Source organism: Streptomyces sp. NPDC015125 (assembly GCF_043080045.1).
Classification (GTDB): Bacteria; Actinomycetota; Actinomycetes; order Streptomycetales; family Streptomycetaceae; genus Streptomyces.
This window is the reverse complement of record NZ_JBIBVF010000026.1, coordinates 1-26,212: the sequence shown is the minus strand read 5'-3', so window position 1 is coordinate 26,212 and position 26,212 is coordinate 1. Positions and strand designations below refer to the sequence as shown.

Below are 26,212 nucleotides of genomic sequence, written 5' to 3'. Positions count from 1 at the left end.
GCCCGGCACCCTGCCGCGCTCACCTCCCGTCACCCTAGAGCGCGCCGCCCCGCACCCACCTGCCGGGACGGCCGGCCTGGCCCTTCGCCCCGGCCGTCACCGGCTGATCGTGGTGCAGTTCCGCGAAGAGCTTCTTCGCCCGCGGTACGTCCCACTTCACGGCGCTGCCCTTGGGGGTCTTGAAGCCGAGGCCGGCGACGGGGACGCGGATGCGGGCGCCGTTGCCGGCCGAGACGCTCTTCATCGCTTCGAAGAGCGAGGTGAGGTTCCACAGGCTCATGTTCTTGTCGACGATGAGTGTGTCGAGGCCCGCGTTCATGGTGGGGTAGATCTTGGACGGGTTGAACAGGGTGCCGGGGGTGGCCGCCTGGTGGGAGAGCGCGGCCAGGAATTTCTGCTGGTTCCGGCTGCGGCCGAGGTCACCCTGAGCCTCCTGGTGACGCTGGCGGACGAATGCGAGCGCGGCACGGCCGTCGAGCGTATGGCAGCCCTTGGTGAGGTTTTCGCCGGACTTTTCGTCCTTGACGGCCTTGTCCAGGCACATCGGCACCCCGCCGACCGCGTCCACGATGCCGACGAAACCCGCGAAGCCGATCTCCGTGTAGTGCCCGATGCGCAGGCCCGTGTTGCGCTCGATGGTCCGTACGAGCAGCTCGGGGCCGCCCCGCGAGAACGCCGCGTTGAGCTTGTCCTTCGACGCGGCGTAATGCTTGCCGGTTTCGGGGCGGGTGTACGGCGGGATGGTCACCCAGGAGTCGCGCGGCAGGCTCATCATCGTGGTGCCGTGGGCGCCGGTGTGCAGCAGGATCATCGAGTCGGTGCGGCGGCCCGCGGCCGCCGAGCCGCCGGTGTGCAGGTCCTTCAGCTGCTTTCCGGACAGGCCCTGGCGGCTGTCGGAGCCCACGATCAGATAGTTGGCGCCCTTGCCCGGTGCCGGCCGGCCGGCGAGCCCGCCGAGGTCGACGTCGCGCGCGAGCTTGGTGTCGGCCCACGTGTAGGTGCCGACGGAGGCGAGCAGGGTCACGGCGAACAGGAGGCCCGAGAGCCGCAGGACCCGGCGACGCCAGGTGGGGCGGGTGGCCGCGGGCCGGGTGCTCCTGCGCACGGGCCCACCGCGCCCGCCGTACGGGCCGGGCAGCCGTGGCTCGATGATCGACTGCTGCGGAGACGGCGCGTGCTGCCGAATCTGCCCTGCGACGGGATGCACCGGCTCGTGCACCGGCTCCCCCGCACCACCGTAGCGGTGGGCGTCAGGGACCCCGTCCAGCCAGTCACTCATGGGCGGACAGTCTGCATGCTCACGTGCCCTTCACCAAATATTCCGCACATCCATCCCACCGGAATGACACTTAGGGGAGAGAGCATGCACTTTGTCCGTTCCAGGGCATTTGCGTGCACCAAGTCTGTGCGGGAGCCCGGGCGCGTAGGGGCCGGAATCACCTCGACGACAGGCTCCGGTACGTCACCGGCTGCCCGATCTGCTGCGCGGCGGTCCCCGAGCGGTGCATCCGGTGCCACTTCAGGCGGGTGCCGAGCAGGAAGGCCACCACGGACTGGATGACGACGAGGTACATCAGCTGCCGGTAGACCAGGAGCTGGAACGGCAGCGCCCACAGCGACCGCAGCTTCTCCCCGTCCAGTCGCAGCGCATAGCCGGCACAGATCAGTTGCACGAGCAGGAAGCCGCACCAGACGCCGGCCGACAGCCAGGGGCCGAGGAAGACCAGCCCGTACAGCGCGAAGATGTCGACGACCGGCGCGAACAGGGGCAGCGCGACCTGGAACAGGACGAGATAGCTCAGTCCGCGGCGGCCGGAGCGCCCGGCCGGGCCCACTTGCACGACGGCCCCGCGGTGCTTCCACATGGCCTGGATCGTGCCGTAGCACCAGCGGTAGCGCTGCCGCCACAGCTGGCTCAGCGAGGTGGGCACCTCGGTCCAGGCCACGGCGGACTCCTCGTACACCACCCGCCACCCCGCCTGCCACAGGGCCATCGTCAGGTCGGTGTCCTCGGCGAGGGTGTCCCCGCTGACGCCGCCGACGCCCATCAGCGCATCCCGGCGGAAGGCCCCGATGGCACCGGGCACGGTCGGCATGCACTCCAGCACCTCGAACATCCGCCGGTCGAGGTTGAACCCGAAGACGTACTCCAGGTGCTGCCACCGGCCCAGCAGACGACGACGGTTGCCGACCTTGGTATTGCCGCTGACCGCACCCACCGCCGGGTGGGCGAGCGGCTGGATGAGGTGGTGGATGGCGTCCCGTTCGAAGACGGTGTCGGCGTCGACCATGACCACGATGTCGTACCGCGCATGGGCCAGGCCGGTGTTCAGGGCTGCCGCCTTGCCCGCGTTGGACTGCCGGATCACCCTCACCCGGGGATCGCCGATCCGGGCGGCGAGGTCCGCCGTGCCGTCCGACGAACCGTCGTCGATCACGATGACCTGCAGCTGCCGGTGGGTCGAGGCGAGCAGCGAACGGACGGTGGACTCGATGCCCGCCGCTTCGTTGTACGCGGGGACCAGCACCGTCACCGGGTCGGTGACCTCGCGCAGCCAGGTCGATCCGGGACGGATACGGGTCAGCCGCCGGACGTGGGTACGGGCGAAGAACACCAGCATCGCCAGCCGCAGCAGTCCCAGTCCGCCCGCAAGGGCGAGCACCCAGGCCATCCCGCTGATGAAAGCGTGCCCCAGGGCCTTGGCCCAGATCAGGGCCGTACCCGACCAGCGCTCGACACCGGAGACCGGCTCGTCGGGCGAGGGCTGGCGGACTCCCGCCGTCACGGTGGTGAACCTGGCCACCTTCGGGTTGTCGAGCAGCTCCTTGCTCCCCAGGTAGGCGAGATCGTTCTGGCCGAACTGCCGGATCACGCCCTGCGACGGATTGCGGAACCACCGGTCGGCGGCGACCAGGGTGTACCCCTCCGCGCCGGCCTTCTGTGCGGCCTTCCATTCGGCGCCGCACATGGTGTCCACCGCAGTGGTCTGCGGCAGCCGCAGCAGCTTGGTGTGGATGCCCGCGCTGCCCGCCAGCACCTTCTGCGTGAGCGACTGCTCCAGCGAGGCGCGCAGCGGCGAGGAGGCGCCCATGGCGGCGCCGGTGTAGGTGTTCGAGCCGATCTCATGTCCTTCGGCCCGGATCCGCCGCACCAGGTCCGGGTGCTGGGCCGCCTGCGCGCCGCGGAGGAAGAACGTGGCGTGGGCGTGGTGCTCGCGCAGCAGGTCGAGCAGCCGGGGTGTCCAGACGGGATCGGGCCCGCCGTCGTAGGTGAGCGCCACCGTACGGGCCGGCACCGCGGACGAGACCGCCTTGCCGTCGTGGAACCGGAGCACCGGGCCGCCCTTGTCGACGGACCTGGGCACGGGGCTGGTGCAGTCCTTGCGCGTCTTCGCGGCATCGACCTCGTGGGTGGTCCAGCCCTCGAAGAGCAGGGCCCCGAACATCACCGGGAGGATCAGGATCAGCAGCAGCCAGTGACCGCGCGGGTCGCGGGACCGCCGGTGCCGGGCCCGGTTCGCGCGGCGTCTCACACGGCCCCCGGGGTGCCGGAGGCCGGCGCCGATGGGGTGCGGCTACGGACAGCGGAGGTCCGGTACGGGGCAGGCGTGACGGTGGCGAGCGGGCTCCGCGAAGCCCCCGCGCGCCCGGCGGAAGCATCGGCGCACGGCCGGCCGCCGCGTATCTTGTGCCGTTTTGCATACCGTCTGGGCTCGCACATGGTGGGCGAGTGTAGTCATGACCGAAGGGAGGTACGCCGCGAAGATCACGAGCGCCCGGCCCTCTGCAGAGGGTGTCCCACCAGCGCAAACGCCGGCGCGGAGAGAGCGGGCGGTCGGCATCGCGGCGGACGCGCCGTGAGCGATGCCACTCGGGCGATGCCACTTTGCGGGCCGGCGTCGGCGCTCGTCCGGCGTCGGCCCACGGCCGGGGCCTAGCTCCCCGTGCGCGCCGTCTCCAGCAGCTCCTCGGCGTGCGCGCGGGCCGTTTCGGAGTCCTCCTGGCCGGCCAGCATCCGGGAGAGCTCACGGACCCGCTCCTCGCCCTCCAGGACCGTGACGCCGCTCCTGGTGACCGACCCGTCGTTCGTCTTCGCCACGAGCAGCTGGCGGTCCGCGAAGGCCGCGACCTGCGGGAGGTGCGTGACGACGACGACCTGCGCCGACTTCGCGAGCCGGGCCAGCCGCCTGCCGACCTCGACGGCCGCCTTGCCGCCGACCCCCGCGTCGACCTCGTCGAAGAGGTAGGTCGGTACGGGGGCGGAGCCGGCGAAGACCACCTCGACGGCGAGCATCACCCGGGAGAGCTCACCGCCGGACGCCCCCTTGGCGATCGGCCGGGGCGGTGCGCCCGGGTGCGGCGCCAGCAGGAGTTCGACCTCGTCGGCACCGGCCGGTCCGTAGGCCACGGTGCGGCCGCCCACCTCGATGCCGTCGGCGTCCTCGGCGACCTCGGTCTGGCGGATCTCGACGGTCACCCGGGCGTGCGGCATCGCGAGTTCGGCGAGTTCGGCGGTGACCGCATCGGCGAAGCGCTTCGCCGACGCCGTGCGGGCATCGGTCAACATTTGTGCCAGTTCGCCCAGTTCGGCGCGCAATGCGTACCGCTCGGCGGCCAGCTCACCGATCCGGTCGTCGTCGCCGTCCAGCTCGGCGAGCCGGGCGGCACTCTCCTCGGACCAGGCCAGCACCGCCGCGATGTCCTGGCCGTACTTGCGGGTCAGATGGTTCAGGGCGGCGCGACGCTCCTCGACCGCGGCGAGCCGCAACGGGTCGGCGTCCAGGCCGTCCGCGTAACTGGCCAACTCGCCCGCCACGTCCGCCATCAGAATGCCGATCTCACCGAGCCGCTCGGCGAGCGCGGAAAGCTCCTGGTCGTGACTGCGTACGGCCTCCAGCGCACGGTGCGCGCCGGCGACCAGGGTCGTGGCGTCGACGCCTTCGGGGTCCTCGGGATTGCCGGCCAGTGCAGCGTGCGCGGCGGTCGCCGCGGAGGCCAGGGCCTCGGCGTGACCGAGCCGCTCGGCCTCGGCGGCGAGGTCGGTGTCCTCCCCGGGCTGCGGCTCGGCCTCCGCGATCTCGTCGAGACCGTAACGCAGCAGATCGGCCTCCTGCGCACGTTCACGGGCCTGCGTCGTCAGCTCGTCCAGCTCGGCGGCGACGCCGCGCAGCCGGCGGTGGGCGGCGGTGTACTTGGCGAGCGGAACGGCGACCGTGTCCCCGGCGTAGCGGTCCAGCGCCTGGCGTTGACGGGCCGGCCGCAGCAGACCCTGCTGGTCGGTCTGGCCGTGCACGGCCACCAGGTCGTCGGCCAACTCCGCCAGCAGACCGACCGGTACGGAGCGGCCGCCCACATGGGCGCGCGAACGGCCCTCGGCGGAGAGCGTGCGGCTGATCAGCAGCGCGCCGTCGTCCAGCTCCGCGCCGGCCTCCTCGGCCCGTACGGCAGCGGGAGAACGGGGGCCGACGCCGATCCTGCCCTCCACGACCGCCGACTTGGCGCCGATCCGCACCAGCGCGGGGTCGGCGCGCCCGCCGAGCAGCAGCCCGAGGCTGGTGACGACCATGGTCTTGCCCGCGCCCGTCTCGCCGGTCACCGCCGTGAAGCCGGGGGACAGCTCGACAACGGCGTCGTCAATGACACCCAGGGACCGGATCCGCATCTCCTCCAACACGGATACGACCTTACGAGGTCCGGGGCCGCCCCGCGACGGCCTCCCCTCACTCCTGCCACCGGCCCTGCGGAAAACCCCCTCGCAAACGGAGGAAATCCTCAGGGTGTGCGGTCACGCTCTGCCGTCAGGCCGGTCACAGAACGGCACGAAAGGTGCGCTCATGTCGAGTGGAGCGACGCACGGCGGCGCTGCGTGGCCGGCGTCCCGCATTCACCGGAACGGTGACCGCACTCGCCGGGACGGTGACCGCACTCGCCGGAACGGTGACCGCACTCGCCGGGACGGTGCCCGCATGCGCCTCATGAGGGACCGCCAGGGGCCGGGGGCCGGGCGCCGGGGGCCGGTTACGACTGGACCGTGCGGCGCAACAGGGCTGTCCACAGGAAAGGTTCGCCGAAGCACGGGGACTCCGGTCCCTCGTCGTGCATGCGACGCAGTTCCACCTCCGACAGACCGGAGAAGATCCGGCGCAGGGACTCCGAGGTGTAGGCGAGGCCGCCGTGGAGGCCGGACTGGCGGTAGAAGTCGGTATCACCGAGTTCGGAGCCCATCCCGCCCGCCGCGAAACAGGTGAGGGCGAGATGCCCGCCGGGTGCCAGCGCCCGGTCGAGGAGGGCGAGGTAGCTGATGCGGCGGTGCGGCGGCAGATGGTGGAAGCAGCCGGAGTCGTAGATCAGGTCGTACGGGCCGGTCAGTGCGGTGTCCGCAAGGGTGAATGCGTCGCCGCACAGGAACCGGACGTCGGCCCCCACTTCGTGGGCACGGTCCTTGGCCCAGGCGATGGCCGCCGGCGAGAGGTCTACGGCATCCACCGCGAAGCCCGCGGAGGCGAGGTGCAGGGCGTTGCGGCCCGGGCCGCACCCGAGGTCCAGGGCGCGCCCTGGACCGATCAGTCCGCGTTCGAGGTAGGAGACCAGGTTCTCGTCGGGCTTCGCCACGAAGAACGGCACCGGCCTGGAGCGGTCCGAGTAGAAGTTGTCCCACCACGAGGCCCCTTCGACCGTCCAGCGGTCAGCCTCCGGCGCGAACAGGCCGTCCAGGAGCTTGAGTACGTCCTCCACGGTGCGGATGCTCCGGTCCGGCCCCTCCCCCGCCTCCAGCCCCTCCCCCTTCTCCTTCTCCTTCTCCATCCCCTCCCCTTTCCCCGTCCGCTCCGCCTTCCCCTTCGGCCGATCATAGGACCGGAGGTCACCACGGCCCGGATACGGAGGTGTGACCGGATGCCGTGACGGACCGGGTGAGCGGATCGGGCGGGGGTGGGAAGGGTGCCGGTCACGGCAGGGGGCGGCGCACCCTCCACGTCCCCGACGAGGGGCGGCACGAGGGCGATCCCCGCCGCGCGGGTCCGTGTTTCTCAGGTGAGGTGCCGACAGCTCCTGGAAACCCCGCCCGGGGCTCAGGCAGGACGGTCCGCCCCTCGTCCCTCCGTCCCCCGTTTCCTCCGTCCCCCGTCTCCTCAGCCCCCGTCACCTCATCCCCCGTCACCTCGTCTGCCGGACGGTTCCTAGTGCGGTGCTCCCCGCCACCCCGCCACCGGGAGGGCGAATTTGGCGACCAGACGATCCGTGAAGGAGGCATGATGCAGACGGGCCAGGCGTACGGGCACCGCGCCGCGGCGGACCTCGACGCGGGCGCCGGCCGGGAGTTCGGTGCTGCGGCGGCCGTCGCACCACAGCACGCCGTGCGGGGTCTTGGGCTGTACCTCGACCGCCAGGACGGAGCGCGGCGAGGTGACCAGCGGCTTGGCGAACAGGGCATGGGCGCTGATCGGGACCATCAGCAGAGCCTCGACCTCGGGCCAGACCACCGGGCCGCCGGCCGAGAAGGCATACGCGGTGGAACCGGTCGGCGTCGCACAGACCACCCCGTCGCCGCCGAAGCGCGAGACGGGCCGGCCGTCGACCTCGGTCACGACCTCCAGCATCCGCTCCCTGGCGGCCTTCTCCACCGATGCCTCGTTCAGGGCCCAATCGGTGTAGACGACACTGCCGTTGTTGCGTACGAGGACATCGAGCGTCATCCGCTCCTCGACCTCGTACGCGCGGGTGACGACCCGGTCGACGACCTTGTCGAGGTCATCGCGTTCGGCCTCCGCGAGGAAGCCGACCCGGCCGAGGTTCACGCCGAGCATCGGGACACCGGACGTCCTGGAGAAGTCCGCACCACGCAGCAGCGTGCCGTCCCCGCCCAGGACCACCAGCAGTTCGCAGCCCTCGGCCGCGCACTGCTCCGACTCGACGCGCTCGACCGACGGCGGCAGCGGCAGATCCGCGGCCTCCTCCGCCAGCACCCGCACTCCGATGCCGCAGCGCAGCAGCCCCTGTACCACGAGTTCGGCGCTGCGGATGGCCGCGGGGCGGCCGGTGTGGGCGAGCAGGAAAACCGTCCGCCCGGCTCCGGTGTTCCCGTGTGCTGCGCTGCCTTCAACTGCCTGGGTAGTGGTCAACGAGGCCCCTCCGCCACTGCACGGTCGACGTCCGCCGGGTCGAGTGCAGGCGCCCCGGCGCGGAGCCACAGAAAGTACTCGACATTTCCCGAAGGCCCGGGCAGCGGGCTCGCAGTTACGCCAAGTACGCCAAATTCCAGTTCGGCGGCACGACGCGCGACCGCCCGCACCGCCTCGGCGCGCAGCTCCGCGCTGCGCACCACCCCGCCGCTGCCCAGCCGCTCCTTGCCGACCTCGAACTGCGGCTTGACCATCAGCACCAGGTCCGCGTCGGGCGCCGCACAACGGGCCAGCGCGGGCAGGACGAGTCCCAGCGGAATGAACGAGAGATCGCCGACGATGAGATCGACGGGCTGGGAGTCGATCTGTTCGAGGGTCAGCTCGCGGACGTTGGTGCGGTCCTTCACGGTGACCCGCTCATCGCTCTGCAGCGACCAGGCGAGCTGTCCGTATCCGACGTCGACGGCCACGACATGACCGGCACCGGACCGCAGCAGGACATCGGTGAAGCCACCGGTCGAGGCGCCCGCGTCCAGCGCCCGCCGGCCCTCGATCTTCAGGCCCAGGGGCACGAAGGCGCCGAGGGCTCCGGCGAGCTTGTGCCCGCCGCGCGAGACATAGTCCGGATCGGCCTCGTCCTCGCGTACGACCACGGCCGCGCTGGTCTCCACCTGAGTGGCCGGCTTGGTTGCGGTCGTCCCGCCGACGGTCACCCGGCCCGCGGCGATCAGCTGGCTCGCGTGCTCGCGGGAACGGGCCAGCTTGCGGCGCACCAGCTCCGCGTCGAGTCGGCGTCGTGCCACTCCTGCCACCTGTGGTTCAGCTCCTGTTGTCGTGCGGCGTCGAGAAAGTCGAGGAAGGTGTGGGCGGCCCGGGGTTCTGGTCGAGGGCGGCCAGCACATCGCGCAGCCCACGATGCACATCCTCGTACACCCGCAGGTGTCCGCTTGCCGGGAGGTGGTCGGCATCGGCGAGGCGGCGCAGCACGGTGTCGACCGCGTCCTCTCCGGTCGGGGTCGTCCCCACGCCGATCGGCTGCGGCTCGGCCGGGCCGCCCGGCTCGGTCACCGCATCCGGCCGGACACCGGCGTCCCGCTCAGCCGGTCCGCCGTCCGGCTCGGCATGGCCGGCCGACGCGGCATGGCCGGCCGACGCGGCTCCGGCAGCTTCCACGGCTTCGGCAGCGTCCACGGCTCCCGCATCCGCCACGGCTCCCGCAGCGGTCGCGGCCCCGTGGCCCTCATGCCCGGACGGCACGGACTCCCGCGGCGCATACTCCCCTGACCGCACGGGCTGCGCTGGCCGCACGGGCTGCGCTGGCGCGGCTCTCCCGGGTGCCTCCGGCTCCGGGCCGGACATCGGCTCTTCCATGCCCCCGACGCTACCTTGGCGAAGGCTGACAAGGACGAACGAGCCGTCCCCGACCTGGCGTATCGTCGCTCACGATGGCAACCCTCGACCAGTGCCGCGCCGCTCTCGACCGGCTGGCCCAGAATCTGTCCTCGGCGGATGGCAACGTCCGGCGCGCGGCCGCGTTCGACCGTTCGCTCAGCTGCCGCATCACGGACCTCGATGTGACCTTCCTCGGGCGGCTGTCCGAGGGCTCCATCCAGGAGGTGACCAGTGTCCCCGGCCCGCCTCCGCACAAGGCCGAGATCCGCCTGTCCATGGCCGGCGACGATCTGCTCGCCCTGGTGGACGGAAAGCTGAATTTCGCCAAGGCCTGGGGCAGCGGTCGCGTCAAACTGGAGGCCGGCCTGCGCGACCTGCTGCGCCTCAGGACGCTGCTGTAGTCGCCTTCTCGCCCTTCGTGTTCCCGGCGGCCCGGTTCCCGGCGGCCTCCTTCCCCTCGACTTCCTTCCCCTCGGCTTCCCGCCTCTCGGTTTCCCGCCCCTCGCCCGCGTCGCCGTCGGCCCGGCCCCCGCCCTGGCCCGTGCGCGGCTTCCGCGCCGGGCCCCGGCCCGCTCCGTTCCCGCCGTCACGGGGCTTGCGCGCGGCCGGGACGACCAGCGGGGTGCCGGTCTCCGGGTCCTCGATGATCTGGCAGCTGAGTCCGAAGACCCGTTCCACCAGCTCCGCCGTGACGATGTCGCCCGGTGCGCCCTCGGCGAGGACCGCGCCGTCCTTCATGGCGATCAGATGGGTCGCGTAACGGGCCGCGTGGTTGAGGTCGTGCAGCACCGCGACCAGCGTCCGCCCCTGCTCCTCGTGCAGCTCCGCGCACAGGTCCAGGACCTCGATCTGGTGCTGGATGTCCAGATACGTCGTCGGCTCGTCGAGCAGGAACAACGGCGTCTGCTGGGCGAGCGCCATCGCGATCCACACCCGCTGCCGCTGCCCGCCGGACAGCTCGTCGACATAGCGGTCGGCCAGCTCGCCGACCCCGGTGGCCGCCATCGACTCCTGGACGATCCGCTCGTCGTCGGCCGACCACTGCCGCAACAGCCCCTGGTGCGGATAGCGGCCCCGCGCCACCAGGTCCGCCACGGTGATCCCGTCCGGGGCGATCGAGGACTGCGGCAGCAGCCCGAGCATCCTGGCGACCTTCTTGGCCGGCAGGGAGGAAATCGCGGAGCCGTCCAACAGCACCGATCCCGTGGCCGGCTTGAGCATCCGCGAGAGCGCGCGCAGCAGCGTGGACTTACCGCAGGCATTCGGGCCGACGATGACCGTGAAGGAGTGGTCGGGGATGGCCACCGAGAGGTTTTCGGCGATGACCCGCTGGTCGTAGGCGAGGGTGACCTTCTCAGCCGTAAGACGGCTCACTTCGGAACTCCTGAGGTTGTCGTTTCTCTGCTGTTGCCCGGCGCATCGCACCGTCATCGTCCGGCGCGCATCGCACCGTCACCGCCCGGCGCTCGCGGCGCCGCCCGGCGCAGCCACGCCGCGCGCGCACCACCGCCCGGCCCGTCCGCTCGCCGCCCCGGCCCGTCCGTCCGTCGCGCCCGCCGTCTCAAATCCGTCCCGCCTTGCGCTCCGTGGCCAGCAGCCACAACAGATAGCCACCACCGAGGACACCGGTCAGCACGCCCACCGGCAGCTGGTCGGCGCCGAAGAGCCGCTGGGCGGCCCAGTCCGCGGCGACCAGCAGCACGGACCCCATGAGGGCGGACAGCAGCAGATTCGGGCCGGGCAGGGGTGCGCCTCTCCCCGCGCCCTTGAGGAAGCGCGGGAGGGACATCCGCCGGGCCAACTGGGGCGCGGTCAGCGCCACGAAGGAGATCGGCCCGGCCGCCGCGGTGGCGGCGGCGACGAGCACGACCGCCGCCAGCAGCACGACGATACGGGTCCGCTCGACCCGTACGCCCAGGGCGCTCGCGGCGTCATCGCCCATCTCCAGCATGCGCAGCGGACGCCCGTGGAACAGCAGCAGCGGGACGAGGACGACGCAGACGGCGGCCAGCGGCCACAGCTGGTCCCAGTCGCGGCCGTTGAGGGAACCGGTCATCCAGGTGGTGGCCCGGGTCGCGTCGACGATGTTCGCCTTGGTCAGGAGGTAGAGCACCATCGCGTAGAGCATCGCGCTGGCTCCGATGCCGACGAGCACGAAGCGGTAGCCGTGGATGCCGCGCTTCCAGGCGAGCAGGAAGATGGCGATGCCGGTGATCACGCCGCCGACGACCGCTCCGGCGGCGACCGCGAAGGTCCCGGCCTGGAAGTAGACGATGGCGACCAGTGCGCCGACGGACGATCCCTGGGCGAAACCGAGGACGTCCGGGCTGCCCAGCGGATTGCGCGAAACGGTCTGGAAGACCGCCCCGGCGATCCCGAACGCGGCACCGACCAACAGCCCCACCAGCACCCGTGGCAGCCGCAGATCCTGCACGATGAACTCCTGGCCCGCGTCACCGCCGCCGGTCAGGGTGGCGATCACCTCGGCCGGGGTCATCGGGTAGTCGCCGGAGCCGATCAGGGCGACGGCGGCCGCCAGCGCGACGGCCAGCAGCACCAGCCCGGCCACCACGGCGGGCACGTCCAGGCGCGCCGAGAGCCCGCCCCTGGTCCGCACCACCGTGACCCGCCGGGCCCGCCCCGCCCGGCCGCGTGCGGCACCGGCCCCCGCCACCGCCTCGGTGCTCTGCCCGGCGCTCTGCTCAGCACTCCTGCCGGCGCTGTGCTCAGCACTCCGCCCGGCACCGTGCTCAGCGCTCTCCTCGATGTTCTCCTCGGTGCCCTTCCCGGGCCGCACAGTCGCACTCACAGCTGGGCCATCCTCCGACGCCGTACGAGATAGATGAAGACCGGGCCGCCGACGACGGCCGTGACGATGCCGACCTGCAGCTCACCGGGCCGGGCCACCACCCTGCCGAGCACATCGGCGCCGAGCAGCAGGACCGGCGAGAGCACCGCGGAGTACGGCAGGATCCAGCGCATATCGGGCCCGGTGATGGCCCGTACGACATGCGGAACCATCAGGCCCACATAGACGATCGGGCCACAGGCGGCGGTCGCCCCGCCGCACAGCAGGGTGACCGCGAGCATCGCCAGTACCCGGGTGCGGGTCAGCCGGGCGCCCAGCGCCCGCGCCTGGTCGTCGCCGAGCGCGAGGGCATTCAGCGGCCGGGCGAGCAGCAGCGCGAGGACACCTCCCACGGCGAGAAATGGCGCGATCTGGCTGACCGTCGGCAGGGTGGCCGAGGCCAGCGAACCCACCGTCCAGAAGCGCATCTTGTCCAGGGCCGCGGTGTCCATCAGATTGACGGCGTTGATGTAGCCGACGAGGACGGCGGTGAGCGCGGTGCCGGCGAGGGCGAGCCGCACCGGTGTGGCGCTGCGGGTGCCGCCGAGGACGTACACCGCGACGGAGACCACCGCGGCGCCGGCGAACGCGAACCACACATAGCCGGTCAGCGAGGTGACGCCGAAGAAGCTGATGGCGGAGACGACCGCGGCCGAGGCACCGGCGTTGATGCCGAGAACTCCGGGGTCGGCCAGGGGATTCCGGGTCAGCGCCTGCATGACCGTGCCGGCCAGGCCGAGCGCGGCACCGATGATCAGGCCGAGCAGGGTGCGGGGAAAACGGACATCGCGGATGACCACGTCGGTGTCGGAGCCGGAGTAGTGGAACACCCCGTGCCACACCTGGTCGAGGGGGATCTGTTTCGCGCCGACGGCGATACCGAGGACGGCGATCACGGCGAGGACGGCCAGGGAGGCCACCAGCCCTGCGGAGCGCAGGAGATGCCGTCTCCGGGGGGCCACGGGGGCCGGGGCCGCTGTTGCTTCGGGAGGACTGTCAACCAACACGATAGTTAGGTTAGCCTACCCTCACGTTGACCAGCCGCCCCTCCCAGAGAGAAGCACAGCCATCATGCGCACCTCCCGTAGCGTCACCCCGTCCCGTCGCGGCATCCTGGCCGCGGGCGGTGCCCTCGGCATCGGCGCCCTGCTCGCCGCATGCGGCGGAGACAAGGACTCGGGCGGCACCAACAGCGGCACCACGACAGGCCCGTGGTCGTTCACCGACGACCGTAAGCAGAAGGTCTCCCTGAAGAACACCCCCCAGCGCATCGTTGCCTTCACCGGCAGCGCGGCCGCGCTGCACGACTTCGGGATCGACGACCAGATCGTCGGCGTCTTCGGCCCCACCAAGCTCAAGAACGGCAAGCCCGACCCGCAGGCGGGCGACCTGGACGTCGACAAGGTCACCGTCATCGGCAACGCCTACAACCAGTTCAACGTCGAGAAGTACGCGGCGCTGCGCCCCGATCTGCTGGTCACCAACATGTACGAGCCGGGCGCGCTGTGGTTCGTACCGGACGACAGCAAGGACAAGATCACCAAGCTTGCCGAGTCCGTCGCCCTCACCTCCTCCCGCGTCCCGCTCGTCAAGATCATCGAGCGCTATGCCGACCTGGCCGCCTCGCTCGGCGCCGATCTGAAGGCCACGAAGGTCACCGACGCCAAGGCCCGCTTCGAGAAGGCCTCCGCAGCGCTGCGCAAGGCCGCCAAGTCCCACCCGGTCAAGGTGCTCGCCTGCTCCGGCAGCCCCGACCTCTTCTACGCCTCCAACCCCGGCATCAACGCCGACCTCATGTACTACAAGTCCCTCGGCGTGGAGCTGATCGTCCCCGACCACCTGGACAAGGGCGGCTACTTCGAGAGCCTGAGCTGGGAGAACGCCGACAAGTACCAGGCCGACGTCCTCCTGCTGGACAACCGGACGGCCACCCTCCAGCCCAAGGACCTGGCCGCCAAGCCCTCCTGGTCCAAGCTGCCCGCCGTCAAGGCCGGCCAGATCACCCCCTGGTCGAGCGAGCCGCGCTTCTCCTACGCGGGCGCCGCGCCGCTCATCGAATCGCTCGCCAAGGCGATCGAGGGCGCCAAGAAGGCCAACTGACGTACGGCCGCGGCGATCGGCGCCCGCGAGCCGTAGCCGCCCGCCGCGGCCTCACCCGCCCCCACCACCGTCCCGGGAGGTTCCCGCATGACCACGACCGTCGCCCCCTCCACCGCACCGTTCCGCTTCTTCGATGTGCACGTCGTCCGGTCCCAACGGCTGAGCCCCTCCATGGTGCGGATCACCTTCGGCGGCGAGCGGCTCGCGGAACTGGCCTCCGGTGGTCGCGACCAGCGCTTCAAGCTCTTCCTCCCGCAGCCCCACCAGGACCGGCCGGTCTTCGACGACACCGGCGACGGCTGGTACACCGCCTGGCGGGCACAGGATCCGGCCGAGCGTGCGGTGATGCGCTCGTACACGATCCGCGAACAGCGCTATGAGCCATGGGAGTTCGATGTCGACTTCGCGCTGCACGGCGCCGGGCCGGACACCGCCGCCACGGCGGGCGGCCCCGCCTCCCGCTGGGCCGCCCGGGCCCGGCCCGGAGACCGGCTGACCGTCCTCGCCCCGGCCGTCGAGGACAACGGCGGCGTCGACTTCCGGCCACCGGCAGGCACCGACTGGATTCTGCTCACCGGCGACGAGACGGCGCTGCCCGCGATCGCCGGCATCCTGTCCTGGCTCTCCCCCGGCACCCGGGCCGAGGTCTGGATCGAGATCGCGCACGAGGACGACCGGCAGCGGCTTTCGACCTTTGCCGATGCCGACATCCGCTGGCTCGTCCGGGACGAGGCGAGCGCCGCGCGCGGCGAGCCGGTGCTCGACGCGCTGCGCGCCGCCGAACTGCCGGAGGGCAGCCCGTACGCCTGGGTCGCCGGCGAGGCCGGGACGGTCAAGGCGGTGCGCAGGCACCTCGTCCGCGAGCGCGGCATCGACCGCAGGGCGGTGAAATTCACCGGCTACTGGCGCCGCGGCGCCACCGAGGAGGAGCTGATCGCGGAGCTGACCGCCACGGCGACGGCGGCGGCGACGACGACGACGACGACAACTGAGAGCGAGAACTCAGGGCAAGGACTGAGGGCAAGAACTGACGGCGAGGACTGACGAACCCGCCAGGGGCCCGGGCCGAATGCGCCGGACCGAATGCGCCGGACCGAAAGAACCGGGCCGAAAGAACCGGACCACAAGGCCCGGCCCCACCTCACCCTCCCGATCCCGCCCCACCTCACCCGCCCGATCCGCCCCACCTCACCTCCCGATCCGCCCCAGCGCCTTCCCCGCATCCGCCCCGCAACTACCGTCCCCGGCAGCCGTCCAGGCCGCCGCGCACAGCGCCCGCAGCCCGTCCAGCGGCGTCCCCTCGCCCGTCACGGCGAGCGCGCCGTCGGCCACCTCGGCCCGCCAGCCGCCGCACCGGAACCCGCCGTCGTCCGCGGCCACCTCCGGCTGCGGCGCCAGCAGCCCGCGCAGATCCTCGTCCACGTACGCGGGACGGTGCTGCGGCGGGGCGGCCAGCAGCTCGGCGGGGGTGGTGACGCCGGTGAGCACCAGCAGCGAGTCGACCTCGCCGTTGGTGGCGCCCTCGATGTCGGTGTCGAGCCGGTCGCCGATCACCAACGGCCGCCGTGCACCGGTGCGCAGCACCGTCTCCCGGTGCATCGGCGGCTGCGGCTTGCCCGCCACCTGCGGCGAGCCGCCCGCGGCGGTCCGGACCACCTCCACCAACGCACCGTTGCCGGGGGCGATTCCCCGCTCCTTGGGGATCGTCAGATCGGTGTTGGACGCGAACCACGGCACCCCGCGCTGCACCGCATACGCGGCCTCCGCCAGCCGCTCCCAGTCCAGCGTGGGGTCAAAGCCCTGCACCACCGCCGCCGGGTCGTCATCCGCGGAGCGGACGGGCTCAAGCCCGCGCTCGCGCAGCGCCACCCACAGTCCCTCACCACCGACGGCCAGCACCCGCGCGCCCGCCGGCACCTGCTCGGAGATCAGCCGCGCCACCGCCTGGGCCGACGTGATCACATCCTCCGGACCGGTCGGCAGCCCGAAACCGGACAACTGATCGGCAACGGCCTGCGGAGTCCGTGCGGCGTTATTGGTCACATAGGCGAGGTGCATCCCGCCGTCCCGCGCACTCGTCAGCGACTCCACGGCATGGGCGATGGCCTGCCCGCCGGCGTAGACGACGCCGTCCAGATCCAGCAGCGCCGTGTCGTACGCCTCGCTCAGCGGGCGCCGGCACCCGTCGGGCCGCCTGCGAACCTGCTCGTTCATGCCGTCTCGCTCCTCGCTCCCACACGCCGTTCGAAGGGATCCGCCGGGTACCGGACGCGCGCTCACCGCGCCGCCCGATACACCGTTTCTCCCCCTCGCGCCTACCGATATTTCCAGCCACGCACGGGCCGTCCCCCGATCTTCCCTCATCGGCCCGGCGGCATAGCATTCTTCAATGACCAGTACCGACGGCCTCCGCCTCCTTCCGTTCCGCGGACTGCGATACGACCGCGACCGGGTCAGCAGCCTGACCGCTGTGACGTCCCCGCCGTACGACGTGGTGGTGCGGCCGGATGGCGTGCGCCACTTGGAGACCGCCGACCCGTACAACATCGTCCGGCTGATCCTGCCGCACGCCGCGGACCCCACCACCCGCCACCGCCAGGCCGCCGACACCCTGCGCCGCTGGCGCGCCGAGGGCGTACTGAGGCAGGACGCCGAGCCCGCGCTGTACGTCTACGAGCAGCGCTCCGGCGAGGTGCTGCAGCGCGGACTGATCGGGGCGCTGGGCCTGGACGGCCCGGTGCTGCCGCACGAGGGTGTCATCCCGGAAGTGGTCGAGGACCGGGCCGCCCTGATGCGTGCGGCGGCCGCCAATTTCGAGCCGTTGCTGCTCTCGTACCGCAGCCAGGGCACCGCGACCGGCGCCGCTGCGGTCATCGAGCGCACGGTGGAGCGCGACCCGTTGCTGGCCACCACCACCGAGGACGGCTTCGCGCACCGCCTGTGGGCGGTCACCGACCCCGCCGAGCTCACCGCCATCGACGACGATCTCACCCGCCGGCAGGCGCTGATCGCCGACGGCCACCACCGCTGGGCGACCTATCAGCGGCTGTACGAGCAGCAGCCCGGCGCCACCGCCGCCTCGCCCTGGGCCTCCGGCCTGGTGCTGCTGGTGGACACCGCCCGCTACCCGCTCCAGGTCCGCGCGATCCACCGCGTACTGCCGCATCTGCCGCCCGCCAAGGCGCTGGCGGATCTGGCCGGCGCCTTCCGGGTCCGTACCCTGCCGGGCGAGCTGTCCGCCGCCCTGGAGGCCCTGGAGGAGACGCCCGGCACCGCCTTCGTCCTCGCCGGCGGGCCGGACTCCTTCCACCTCCTGGACCGTCCCGACCCCGGGCTGCTGGACCGTACGATCCGCCGGGACCGGCCCGAGGCCTGGCGGCGGCTGGACGCCACGGTGCTGCACTCCGTCCTGCTGGACGAGGTCTGGCACATCCCCGACCACCCGTCGGACATCAGCTATCTGCATCACTCCGGCGCCGCCGTCGAACAGGCCGCCCGGCACGGCGGCACCGCGGTCCTGATGCGCGCCACCTCCGAGGAGACGGTCCGTCAACTCGCGGAGCACGGCGTGACGATGCCGCGGAAGTCCACCTCGTTCGGCCCCAAGCCCGCCACGGGCCTGGTCCTGCGCATCCTGGACGACCACCGGAACTGAACCTCCCGGGCCGCCGCCCCTCCACGGCACCCCACACCCCACCCGAAGCGACATTAGGTTAGCCTTACCTAACCACGTCGCACGGGTGGGTCTCCCTGCCCCTGCGCGCCCTCCAGCCTGCGCAGGACGTGGTCAAGTCCGCACCAGGGAGGACACCTTCATGGATCTCCTCGCGCGCCCCGCCGAGGAACCGGCCGACAGCCGGACATACCTGCTCAACGAGAAGACGGCCGAGCGCTACCACAGCGCGGTCACCGAGAGCGTCACACGGATCAGCGCCAAAATCTCCGGCACCACCCGCCCGTTCACCGGTATCACCGTCGACGGCCTCACGCCCGCCGTCATGGGCGTCGACCTCGACGCACCGCTGCACGACGCGACCGCCGCGCTCGACGAACTCGAAGAGGTCTACCTCCGCGACGCCGTCTACTTCCACCATCCGCGCTACCTGGCGCACCTCAACTGCCCCGTGGTGATTCCCGCTCTCGTCGGCGAGGCCGTGCTCTCCGCCGTCAACTCCTCCCTGGACACCTGGGACCAGAGCGCCGGCGGCACGCTCATCGAGCGCCGGCTCATCGACTGGACGGCCGAGCGGATCGGCCTGGGCGCAGCGGCCGACGGGGTCTTCACCAGCGGCGGCAGCCAGTCCAACCTCCAGGCCATGCTGCTCGCCCGTGACGAGGCCTGCCGCCGCGCGCTGGCCGCTGACGGCGCACCGTCCCCCGGGCTCCCCACTCCGTTCGAGCAGGGGGGACCCCCGGCCGCCCGTCTCACGGACGTCCTGCCCCGGCTGCGGATCCTCACGTCCGAGTGCAGCCACTTCAGCATCCGCAAGTCGGCCACCCTGCTGGGGATGGGCGCGGAGGCCGTCATCACCGTCCCCAGCGACGAGAGCAAGCGGATGCGCACCGACAGCCTGGCCGCGGAACTGGCACGCTGCCACCGCGACGGCCTGATACCCATGGCCGTCGTCGCCACCGCCGGCACCACCGACTTCGGCTCCATCGACCCGCTCCCCGAGATCGCCGGCCTGTGCGCCGGCTACGGCGCCTGGATGCATGTCGACGCCGCCTACGGCTGCGGCCTGCTGGTCTCCCGCCGCCGCGCACTGCTGACCGGCATCGAACACGCGGACTCGGTGACCGTCGACTACCACAAGTCCTTCTTCCAGCCGGTCAGTTCGAGCGCCGTGCTGGTCCGCGACCGGGCCACGCTGCAGCACGTCACCTACCACGCGGACTATCTCAATCCGCGCCGTATGGCGGAGCAGCGCATCCCCAACCAGGTCGACAAGTCGATCCAGACGACCCGCCGCTTCGACGCCCTCAAGCTCTGGCTCACCCTGCGCATCATGGGTGCCCGGGCCGTCGGGGAACTCTTCGACGACGTCATCGACCGCGCCGCCGAGGCCTGGAAACTCCTCCACGACGACCCCCGCTTCTCCGTCGTCGTCGAGCCCCAGCTGAGCACCCTGGTCTTCCGCTACGTCCCCGGCACCGACCAGGACCCCGAACTCGGCGACCGGGTCAATCTGCACGCCCGGGAGGCCCTGGCCGCCTCCGGTGACGCGATCGTCGCGGGCACGGTCGTCGACGGCCGCCACCACCTCAAGTTCACCCTGCTCAACCCGGAGACGACGGTGGGGGACATCGCCACCGTCCTCGACCTGATCGCCGAACACGCCGGCAGCTTCCTCGCCGAGCAGCCGCGGCCGGCGCTCAGCGCGCGCTGACCCTCCCCACCGGCCCCCACCGCAGAACGCCCCACCACAGACCTCCCCCATCGGAGACCTCGTGTCCGCCCCTTACGACTTCATCGCCATCGGCCTCGGCCCGTTCAACCTGGGCCTGGCCTGCCTGACCGAGCCGATCGACGGACTCGACGGCCTGTTCCTGGACGACAAAGCCTCCTTCGACTGGCACCCCGGCATGATGCTGGACAGCAGCCACCTCCAGGTGCCGTTCCTGGCCGACCTGGTCACCCTCGCCGACCCCACCTCGCCCTTCTCGTTCCTGAACTACCTCAAGGAATCAGGGCGGCTGTACCCGTTCTACATCCGCGAGAGCTTCTATCCGCTGCGCGCCGAGTTCAACGACTACTGCCGCTGGGCGGCCGGCAAACTGGACAACGTCCGCTTCGCCCACCGGGTCACCCGCGTCGAGTACGACCCGAGCGCCGAGCTGTACGTCGTCCACGCCGAGCACCTCCCCACCGGCGACCGCACGACCCACCGGGCCCGCAAGCTCGTCCTGGGCACCGGCACCCCGCCCTACCTCCCCGACGCCTGCCAGGGCCTGGGCGGCGACCTGCTGCACAACGCCGGCTACCTGGACGCCAAGCCCGCCCTCCAGGCCAAGGAGAGCATCACCCTGATCGGCAGCGGCCAGAGCGCCGCCGAGATCTACTACGACCTCCTCCAGGACATCGACAGCCACGGCTACCACCTGACCTGGGCCACCCGCTCCCCCCGCTTCTTCCCCCTCGAATACACCAAGCTCACGCTGGAGATGACCTCACCGGAGTACGTGGACTACTTCCACGCCCTCCCGCCGGCCACCCGCGACCACCTCAACGCCACCCAGAAACACCTCTACAAGGGCATCGACTCCGCCCTGATCAACGACATCTTCGACCTGCTCTACCAGAAGAACCTGGCCGGCCCCGTCCCCACCCGGCTGCTCACCAACACCGCGCTGCACCGGGCCGGTTACGACGAGGCGAGCGGTACCTACACCCTCGGCCTGCGCCAGGAGGAACAGGGCACCGACTTCACCCTCGACACCCAGGGCCTGATCCTCGCCACCGGCTACCGCTACCGCGTACCGGACTTCCTCGCCCCCGTCCACGACCGGATCGCCTGGGACGACGCCGGCCGCTACGACGTGGCGCGCAACTACAGCATCGACACCACCGGCCACGGCATCTATGTGCAGAACGCCGAGCTGCACACCCATGGCTTCGTCACCCCCGACCTCGGCATGGCCGCGTACCGCAACGCGTGCATCATCCGCGAGCTGCTCGGCCGCGAGCACTACCCGGTCGAAAAGACCGTCGCCTTCCAGGAATTCGCCGCCCCGGCCGGCCCGCACCACCTCATGGAGACCCCGGCATGAGCGCTCCGCTCTTCACCCGTACCGACCCCGCGCTGGGAGAATTCTCCGTGCGCCCGGTCGACCCGCCCGCCGACGCCGAGCTGCTGCACCGCTGGGTCACGCACCCCAAGGCCGTCTTCTGGCTGATGCAGGAGTGCGACCTCGCCGCGGTCGAGAAGGAGTTCACGCGGATAGCCGCCGACCCCTTCCACGACGCCTTCCTCGGCCTGCACAACGGCACCCCGGCCTTCCTCATGGAGCGCTACGACCCCGCCCACCGGGAGCTGGTCGGCATCCACGCCGCCGCACCCGGCGACGTCGGCATGCACTTCCTGTCGGCCCCCACCGACACCCCGGTACACGGCTTCACCCGGGCCGTCATCACCACCGTCATGGAGATGCTCTTCGCCGACCCGGCCACCCGCCGCGTGGTCGTCGAACCCGACGCCTCCAACACCGCCGTCCACGCCCTCAACAAGGCCGTCGGCTTCGAGATCCAGCGCACCGTCTCGCTCCCCTCCAAAGACGCCTACCTCAGCACCTGCACCCGCGAACAGTTCCTGGCCACCAGAGGAGACCACCGATGACCGCCGGCAACGGGCCGACCGCCCAGGACGCCGTCGCCCACCTCACCCCCGCGCTGTGGGCCCGCGCCAACCGCCTGCTGATCCGCAAGGGGCTCGCCGAGTTCGCCCATGAGCGGCTGCTCACGCCTCAGCGCCTGCCGCAGGACGACCACTACTGCATACCCAGCGACGACGGCACCACCGCCTACCGCTTCGCCGCCCGCCGGCAGGCGCTGGACCACTGGCAGGTCGACGCCGACAGCATCACCCGCCACCGCGGTGACACCGAACTCCCCCTGGACGCGCTGGAGTTCTTCATCGAACTGCGCGAAGCCCTGGGCCTCGGCGAGGACATCCTGCCGGTCTATCTGGAGGAGATCAGCTCCACCCTGTCCGGCACCGCCTACAAACTCGCCGCCGGCCTGCCCAGCGCCGCCGAGCTCGCGAAGTCACCGTTCCAGACCATCGAGACCGGTATGACCGAGGGCCACCCCTGCTTCGTCGCCAACAACGGCCGCCTCGGCTTCGGCATCCACGAGTACCACGCCTACGCCCCGGAGACCGCGAGCCCGCTCCGGCTGATCTGGCTCGCCGCCCACCGCGACCACGCCACCTTCACCGCCGGCGCCGACCTCGACTACGACACCCTCGTACGCGACGAGCTCGACGACGCCACCCGCACCCGTTTCACCACCACCCTCACCACCCTCGGCCTCGACCCCGACGACTACTACTTCTTCCCCACCCACCCCTGGCAGTGGTGGAACAAGCTCTCCATCACCTTCGCCGCCGAGGTCGCCCGGCAGCGCCTGGTGTGCCTGGGCCCCGGCGACGACGACTACCTCGCCCAGCAGTCCATCCGCACCTTCTTCAACACCACCAGCCCCACCAAGCACTACGTCAAAACGGCCCTCTCCGTCCTCAACATGGGCTTTATGCGCGGCCTGTCCGCCTCCTACATGGAGGCCACCCCGGCCATCAACGACTGGCTGGCCCGCCTGATCGCCGCCGATGACACCTTCCGGGCCGCCCGTTTCTCGATCATCCGCGAGCGCGCCGCCATCGGGTACCACCACCGCCAGTACGAGGCCGCCACCGCCAAGGGCTCCCCGTATCTGAAAATGCTCGCCGCCCTGTGGCGCGAAAGCCCGGTACCCACCGTCGAACCGGGCCAACGGCTGGCCACCATGGCCTCGTTGCTGCACCTCGACGACGAGGGCGGCTCGTTCGCCGCCGCCCTGATCGAGGAGTCCGGCCTGGAGCCCGCGCGCTGGCTCCGCCGCTACCTCGACGCGTATCTCACCCCCGTCCTCCACGCCTTCTACGCCTACGACCTGGTCTTCATGCCGCACGGCGAGAACGCCATCCTGGTCATCGAGGACGGCGCGGTGGACCGCGTGATCTTCAAGGACATCGCCGAAGAGATCGCCGTCATGGACCCGCACGCGGTCCTGCCCCCCACCGTCGAACGCATCCGCGCCGACGTCCCCGAGGACAAAAAGCTCCTCTCCGTCTTCACCGACGTCTTCGACTGCTTCTTCCGCTTCCTGAGCGGCACCCTCGCCGACCGCGGCGTCCTCGACGAGGACACCTTCTGGCGCACGGTCGCCGCCTGCGTCACCGACTACCAGGCCACCGCCCCCCACCTGGCCGACAAGTTCCAGCAGTACGACATGTTCACCCCCGAGTTCGCCCTCTCCTGCCTCAACCGCCTCCAGCTGCGCAACAACCAGCAGATGGTCGACCTCCAGGACCCCGCCGGCGCCCTCCAGCTCATCGGCACCCTCCGCAACCCCATCGCCCCCTACGCACCGGCCCCCTGACCCGCACCGGAAAGGAAGAAGGGCGGGCCCCCATCACGGGGACCCGCCCTTCTTCTCACCTCAGCTCATCACGAAACGAGCCGCCGACTCAGCCCTTCGCCGGGCCCTCGTCGTCCCGCGCACCGTCATCGTCCCGTGCCTCGTCGCCTTCGACCGCCTCGTCCACCTCGGCCGCCGCATCCACCTCGTCGGCCTCCTCCAGCGCATCGGTGAACTCCACCCCGTCCAGCTCCGCGAGCCGGTCCGAGGCATCCGTGGTGCCGCCCTGGTCGGCCTCCAGCGCCCTGGCGAACCAGTCGCGCGCCTCGCTCTCACGCCCGACCGCCAGCAGCGCATCCGCGTACGCGTACCGCAGCCGCGCCGTCCACGGGTGCACCGCACTCGACGCCAGCTCCGGGCTCTGCAGCGTCACCACCGCGGCGTCCGCCTGCCCCATGTCCCGCCGGGCACCCGCCGCAACCAGCCGCATCTCGACCTGTCCGGCCCGGTCCAGCTTCTGGACCTCCGGCTCACCGGCCATGGCCATCGCCTTCTCCGGCCGCCCCAGACCGCGCTCACAGTCCGCCATGACGGGCCACAGCTCCGCGCTGCCGGTCATCCGCCGTGCCGCCCGGAACTCCGCCAGCGCCTCGCTGTACTTGCCGACCGCATACGCCGCAAAGCCCGCGGCCTCACGCACCGCCGCAACCCTGGACGCCAGCCGCAGCGCCACCCGCGAGTACCCGTACGCCTTCTCCGGGTCCTCGTCCAGCAGCTTCGCCACCATCACCAGGTTCTTGGCGACATCCTCGGCAAGCGTCTTCGGCAGGCTCAGCAGTTCCTGACGCACATCCTTGTCGATCTCGTCACCGGTGACATCCTCCGGAATCGGCAGCCGCTTGATCGGCTCCCGGTCCCGGTCCCGCCGGTCATCGCGCCGATCGTCCCGGCGGTCATCCCGCCCGAGCCCCGCGCCATACGGCCGACGCCCACGCTCATCGTCCCTACGGAACCCACCCCGGTCACCACCGCGGTCGTCCCGCCGCGGCCCGCGGTCGTCCCGCCGGTCACCACCACGGAACCCGCCACGCTCGCCACCGGACGGCCGGTCGTCCCTACGGAACCCGCCACGGTCCCCACCGGACGGCCGGTCGTCCCTACGGAAACCACCACGGTCGTCCCGCCGGTCGCCACCGCGGTACCCACCACGGTCACCACCGGACGGCCGATCATCCCTACGGAAGCCACCACGATCGCCACCGGACGGCCGGTCATCCCGCCGGAACCCACCCCGGTCATCCCTGCGGTCGCCACCACGGAACCCGCCACGCTCGCCACCGGACGGCCGGTCGTCCCTACGGAAACCACCCCGGTCACCACCCCGGTCACCACCACGGTCGTCGCGCCGGTCGCCACCGCGGTACCCACCACGCTCGCCACCGGACGGCCGGTCGTCCCTACGGAAACCACCACGGTCACCACCGCGGTCGTCCCGCCGGTCGCCACCGCGGTACCCACCACGGTCACCACCGGACGGCCGATCATCCCTACGGAACCCGCCACGGTCCCCACCGGACGGCCGATCATCCCTACGGAAACCACCGCGCTCGCCGCCCCGGTCATCCCGCCGCTCGTCACGCCGGAAGCCACCACGATCGCCACCCGAGGGACGGTCATCACGACGGAAACCACCCCGGTCCCCGCCACGGTCCCCGCCGCGGTCGTCGCGACGGTCGTCCCTGCGGAACCCGCCGCGCTCCCCACCACGGTCGTCGCGCCGGTCGCCACCGCGGTACCCACCACGGTCACCACCCGAGGGACGGTCATCACGACGGACACCGGGGCGGTCTCCACCCCGTTCATCCCGCCGGAATCCACCGCCACGCTCATCATCGCGACGCGGCCCACGCGGCCGGTCGTCACGGCGTTCTCCCCCACGGAAGCCGCCACGGTCACCACCGGACGGCCGGTCATCACGACGGAAACCAGTGCGGTCCCCACCACGGTCACCACCGCGGTTGTCCCGCCCCGCGTAACCGCCACCGCCGCCGGCCGGGCGACCGCCGCGGTCGTTGTCCCGACGCGGCCCCCGGTCGTCACGCCGGAAACCACCGCGGTCACCGTCGTCGCGCCGCTGCGGCCGGCGCTCCGAACGATCGTCGGAAGAGTTGGTGGACATCGACGTGACTCCTGTCATCGGTACTGCATTCATTCTCACGCACCGATGAGTTCGGCGCGCTTCGGCATAAAAACAAAAAGGACCCTTGGCCCCAGCATGAACGCTGGGACCAAGGGTCCTGAAAGATTGTTCGGCGGCGTCCTACTCTCCCACAGGGTCCCCCCTGCAGTACCATCGGCGCGGAAAGGCTTAGCTTCCGGGTTCGGAATGTAACCGGGCGTTTCCCTAACGCTATGACCACCGAAACACTATCGGGCCGCCCCGCAGAGCGGGAAATCGACACTTAGCGAACAAGCACACTTTTTAGTTAAAGAGTGAAACTTGGTTCAACCAGCGATTGCGACTGTTCGCAACCCGGGAACCACACAGTGGACGCGAGCAACTGAGGACAAGCCCTCGGCCTATTAGTACCAGTCAACTCCACCCGTTACCGGGCTTCCATATCTGGCCTATCAACC

At 71.2% G+C, this 26,212-nt stretch carries 21 protein-coding genes, 2 rRNA genes and 1 pseudogene; 9 read left to right on the top strand and 15 right to left on the bottom strand.

The annotated features are described in order from the left end of the window. Positions 1-34 precede the first annotated feature (34 nt). From ACF088_RS35520 to recN, 3 genes are all read right to left on the bottom strand, one after another. Entirely contained in the window at positions 35-1,279 is a 1,245-nt protein-coding gene (locus ACF088_RS35520) for an LCP family protein (RefSeq protein ID WP_392380027.1), read from the bottom strand. Positions 1,280-1,436: 157 nt separating this feature from the next. Continuing rightward, the gene (locus ACF088_RS35515) at positions 1,437-3,533 is read right to left on the bottom strand and encodes a bifunctional polysaccharide deacetylase/glycosyltransferase family 2 protein (protein WP_392380026.1); all 2,097 of its coding nucleotides are present in this window, start codon (positions 3,531-3,533) and stop codon (positions 1,437-1,439) included. Positions 3,534-3,934: 401 nt separating this feature from the next. Then, positions 3,935-5,662 carry a DNA repair protein RecN gene (gene recN, locus ACF088_RS35510; protein WP_392380134.1) on the bottom strand — a complete coding sequence of 576 codons (1,728 nt, stop codon included), beginning with the start codon at positions 5,660-5,662 and terminating at the stop codon, positions 3,935-3,937. Between the two features lie 179 nt (positions 5,663-5,841). Between recN and ACF088_RS35505 the strand changes: the two genes are divergently transcribed. Beyond that, on the top strand, positions 5,842-5,979 hold the full coding sequence (locus tag ACF088_RS35505) for a hypothetical protein (RefSeq protein ID WP_392380025.1): 138 nt from the start codon (positions 5,842-5,844) through the stop codon (positions 5,977-5,979). Positions 5,980-6,018: 39 nt separating this feature from the next. Here ACF088_RS35505 and ACF088_RS35500 read toward each other — a convergent pair whose 3' ends face one another. The 4 genes from ACF088_RS35500 to ACF088_RS35485 all read right to left on the bottom strand — a co-directional run bounded on the left by ACF088_RS35500 (position 6,019) and on the right by ACF088_RS35485 (position 9,311). Then, positions 6,019-6,804: a class I SAM-dependent methyltransferase gene (locus tag ACF088_RS35500; protein WP_392380024.1), complete on the bottom strand. Its 786-nt coding sequence runs from the start codon at positions 6,802-6,804 to the stop codon at positions 6,019-6,021. A gap of 374 nt (positions 6,805-7,178) precedes the next feature. Beyond that, on the bottom strand, positions 7,179-8,120 hold the full coding sequence (locus tag ACF088_RS35495) for an NAD kinase (protein WP_350250170.1): 942 nt from the start codon (positions 8,118-8,120) through the stop codon (positions 7,179-7,181). After that, the gene (locus tag ACF088_RS35490; RefSeq protein ID WP_392380022.1) at positions 8,117-8,932 is read right to left on the bottom strand and encodes a TlyA family RNA methyltransferase; all 816 of its coding nucleotides are present in this window, start codon (positions 8,930-8,932) and stop codon (positions 8,117-8,119) included. Before ACF088_RS35490 ends, ACF088_RS35495 begins: the two co-directional genes overlap by 4 nt. Before the next feature lie 7 nt (positions 8,933-8,939). Further along, complete coding sequence (locus ACF088_RS35485) at positions 8,940-9,311, bottom strand: hypothetical protein (protein WP_392380020.1); 372 nt, start codon at positions 9,309-9,311, stop codon at positions 8,940-8,942. Between the two features lie 254 nt (positions 9,312-9,565). Here ACF088_RS35485 and ACF088_RS35480 point away from each other — a divergent pair, with 254 nt between their 5' ends. Continuing rightward, a complete protein-coding gene (locus ACF088_RS35480) occupies positions 9,566-9,913 on the top strand; it encodes an SCP2 sterol-binding domain-containing protein (protein WP_392380019.1) in 348 nt (115 codons plus the stop codon). Here the strand turns inward: ACF088_RS35480 and ACF088_RS35475 are convergent. The 3 genes from ACF088_RS35475 to ACF088_RS35465 all read right to left on the bottom strand — a co-directional run bounded on the left by ACF088_RS35475 (position 9,897) and on the right by ACF088_RS35465 (position 13,367). Beyond that, entirely contained in the window at positions 9,897-10,886 is a 990-nt protein-coding gene (locus ACF088_RS35475; RefSeq protein WP_392380018.1) for an ABC transporter ATP-binding protein, read from the bottom strand. The genes ACF088_RS35480 and ACF088_RS35475 overlap by 17 nt on opposite strands. A gap of 187 nt (positions 10,887-11,073) precedes the next feature. Then, on the bottom strand, positions 11,074-12,186 hold the full coding sequence (locus ACF088_RS35470) for a FecCD family ABC transporter permease (protein ID WP_392380133.1): 1,113 nt from the start codon (positions 12,184-12,186) through the stop codon (positions 11,074-11,076). A 131-nt stretch (positions 12,187-12,317) separates the two neighbouring features. Beyond that, positions 12,318-13,367 carry a FecCD family ABC transporter permease gene (locus ACF088_RS35465; RefSeq protein WP_392380017.1) on the bottom strand — a complete coding sequence of 350 codons (1,050 nt, stop codon included), beginning with the start codon at positions 13,365-13,367 and terminating at the stop codon, positions 12,318-12,320. A gap of 64 nt (positions 13,368-13,431) precedes the next feature. On the opposite strand from ACF088_RS35465, the gene ACF088_RS35460 reads away from it, so the two are divergent. Together ACF088_RS35460 and ACF088_RS35455 are read left to right on the top strand one after the other, a co-directional pair. Beyond that, positions 13,432-14,460, top strand: a complete 1,029-nt coding sequence (locus ACF088_RS35460; RefSeq protein WP_392380016.1) for an ABC transporter substrate-binding protein — start codon at positions 13,432-13,434, stop codon at positions 14,458-14,460. 87 nt (positions 14,461-14,547) lie between these two features. Further along, positions 14,548-15,504, top strand: a complete 957-nt coding sequence (locus ACF088_RS35455) for a siderophore-interacting protein (protein ID WP_392380015.1) — start codon at positions 14,548-14,550, stop codon at positions 15,502-15,504. A 144-nt stretch (positions 15,505-15,648) separates the two neighbouring features. Here ACF088_RS35455 and ACF088_RS35450 read toward each other — a convergent pair whose 3' ends face one another. Then, positions 15,649-16,674 (bottom strand): HAD-IIA family hydrolase, encoded by a 1,026-nt coding sequence (locus ACF088_RS35450; RefSeq protein ID WP_392380014.1) that lies wholly within the window; start codon positions 16,672-16,674, stop codon positions 15,649-15,651. 175 nt (positions 16,675-16,849) lie between these two features. Here ACF088_RS35450 and ACF088_RS35445 point away from each other — a divergent pair, with 175 nt between their 5' ends. From ACF088_RS35445 to ACF088_RS35425, 5 genes are all read left to right on the top strand, one after another. Further along, positions 16,850-18,115, top strand: coding sequence for a DUF1015 family protein (locus tag ACF088_RS35445; protein ID WP_392380012.1), 1,266 nt, complete (start codon positions 16,850-16,852; stop codon positions 18,113-18,115). A gap of 160 nt (positions 18,116-18,275) precedes the next feature. Beyond that, positions 18,276-19,847, top strand: coding sequence for a pyridoxal phosphate-dependent decarboxylase family protein (locus ACF088_RS35440; RefSeq protein ID WP_392380011.1), 1,572 nt, complete (start codon positions 18,276-18,278; stop codon positions 19,845-19,847). A 61-nt stretch (positions 19,848-19,908) separates the two neighbouring features. Further along, positions 19,909-21,228: a lysine N(6)-hydroxylase/L-ornithine N(5)-oxygenase family protein gene (locus tag ACF088_RS35435; RefSeq protein WP_392380010.1), complete on the top strand. Its 1,320-nt coding sequence runs from the start codon at positions 19,909-19,911 to the stop codon at positions 21,226-21,228. Next, the gene (locus ACF088_RS35430) at positions 21,225-21,794 is read left to right on the top strand and encodes a GNAT family N-acetyltransferase (protein WP_392380009.1); all 570 of its coding nucleotides are present in this window, start codon (positions 21,225-21,227) and stop codon (positions 21,792-21,794) included. Before ACF088_RS35435 ends, ACF088_RS35430 begins: the two co-directional genes overlap by 4 nt. Then, a complete protein-coding gene (locus ACF088_RS35425; protein ID WP_392380008.1) occupies positions 21,791-23,596 on the top strand; it encodes an IucA/IucC family protein in 1,806 nt (601 codons plus the stop codon). The genes ACF088_RS35430 and ACF088_RS35425 overlap by 4 nt, the downstream gene beginning before the upstream one ends. 88 nt (positions 23,597-23,684) lie before the next feature. Here the strand turns inward: ACF088_RS35425 and ACF088_RS35420 are convergent, their stop codons facing one another. From ACF088_RS35420 to ACF088_RS35405, 4 genes and pseudogenes are all read right to left on the bottom strand, one after another. Further along, positions 23,685-24,470, bottom strand: coding sequence for a hypothetical protein (locus ACF088_RS35420; RefSeq protein WP_392380132.1), 786 nt, complete (start codon positions 24,468-24,470; stop codon positions 23,685-23,687). A gap of 207 nt (positions 24,471-24,677) precedes the next feature. After that, a pseudogene (locus tag ACF088_RS35415) lies at positions 24,678-25,442 on the bottom strand (hypothetical protein); the annotation flags it as partial. Positions 25,443-25,882: 440 nt separating this feature from the next. After that, positions 25,883-25,999, bottom strand: a 5S ribosomal RNA gene (gene rrf, locus ACF088_RS35410). Positions 26,000-26,138: 139 nt separating this feature from the next. Then, positions 26,139-26,212 (bottom strand): 23S ribosomal RNA (locus ACF088_RS35405); the annotation flags it as partial.

Coding starts and splice junctions, on each gene's coding strand:
- ACF088_RS35425 (WP_392380008.1), top strand. CDS start 21,791: ATGACCGCCGGCAACGGGCCGACCGCCCAGGACGCCGTCGCCCACCTC.
- ACF088_RS35480 (WP_392380019.1), top strand. CDS start 9,566: ATGGCAACCCTCGACCAGTGCCGCGCCGCTCTCGACCGGCTGGCCCAG.
- ACF088_RS35450 (WP_392380014.1), bottom strand. CDS start 16,674: ATGAACGAGCAGGTTCGCAGGCGGCCCGACGGGTGCCGGCGCCCGCTG.
- ACF088_RS35500 (WP_392380024.1), bottom strand. CDS start 6,804: ATGGAGAAGGAGAAGGAGAAGGGGGAGGGGCTGGAGGCGGGGGAGGGG.
- ACF088_RS35440 (WP_392380011.1), top strand. CDS start 18,276: ATGGATCTCCTCGCGCGCCCCGCCGAGGAACCGGCCGACAGCCGGACA.
- ACF088_RS35430 (WP_392380009.1), top strand. CDS start 21,225: ATGAGCGCTCCGCTCTTCACCCGTACCGACCCCGCGCTGGGAGAATTC.
- ACF088_RS35455 (WP_392380015.1), top strand. CDS start 14,548: ATGACCACGACCGTCGCCCCCTCCACCGCACCGTTCCGCTTCTTCGAT.
- ACF088_RS35460 (WP_392380016.1), top strand. CDS start 13,432: ATGCGCACCTCCCGTAGCGTCACCCCGTCCCGTCGCGGCATCCTGGCC.
- ACF088_RS35520 (WP_392380027.1), bottom strand. CDS start 1,279: ATGAGTGACTGGCTGGACGGGGTCCCTGACGCCCACCGCTACGGTGGT.
- recN (WP_392380134.1), bottom strand. CDS start 5,662: ATGCGGATCCGGTCCCTGGGTGTCATTGACGACGCCGTTGTCGAGCTG.
- ACF088_RS35445 (WP_392380012.1), top strand. CDS start 16,850: ATGACCAGTACCGACGGCCTCCGCCTCCTTCCGTTCCGCGGACTGCGA.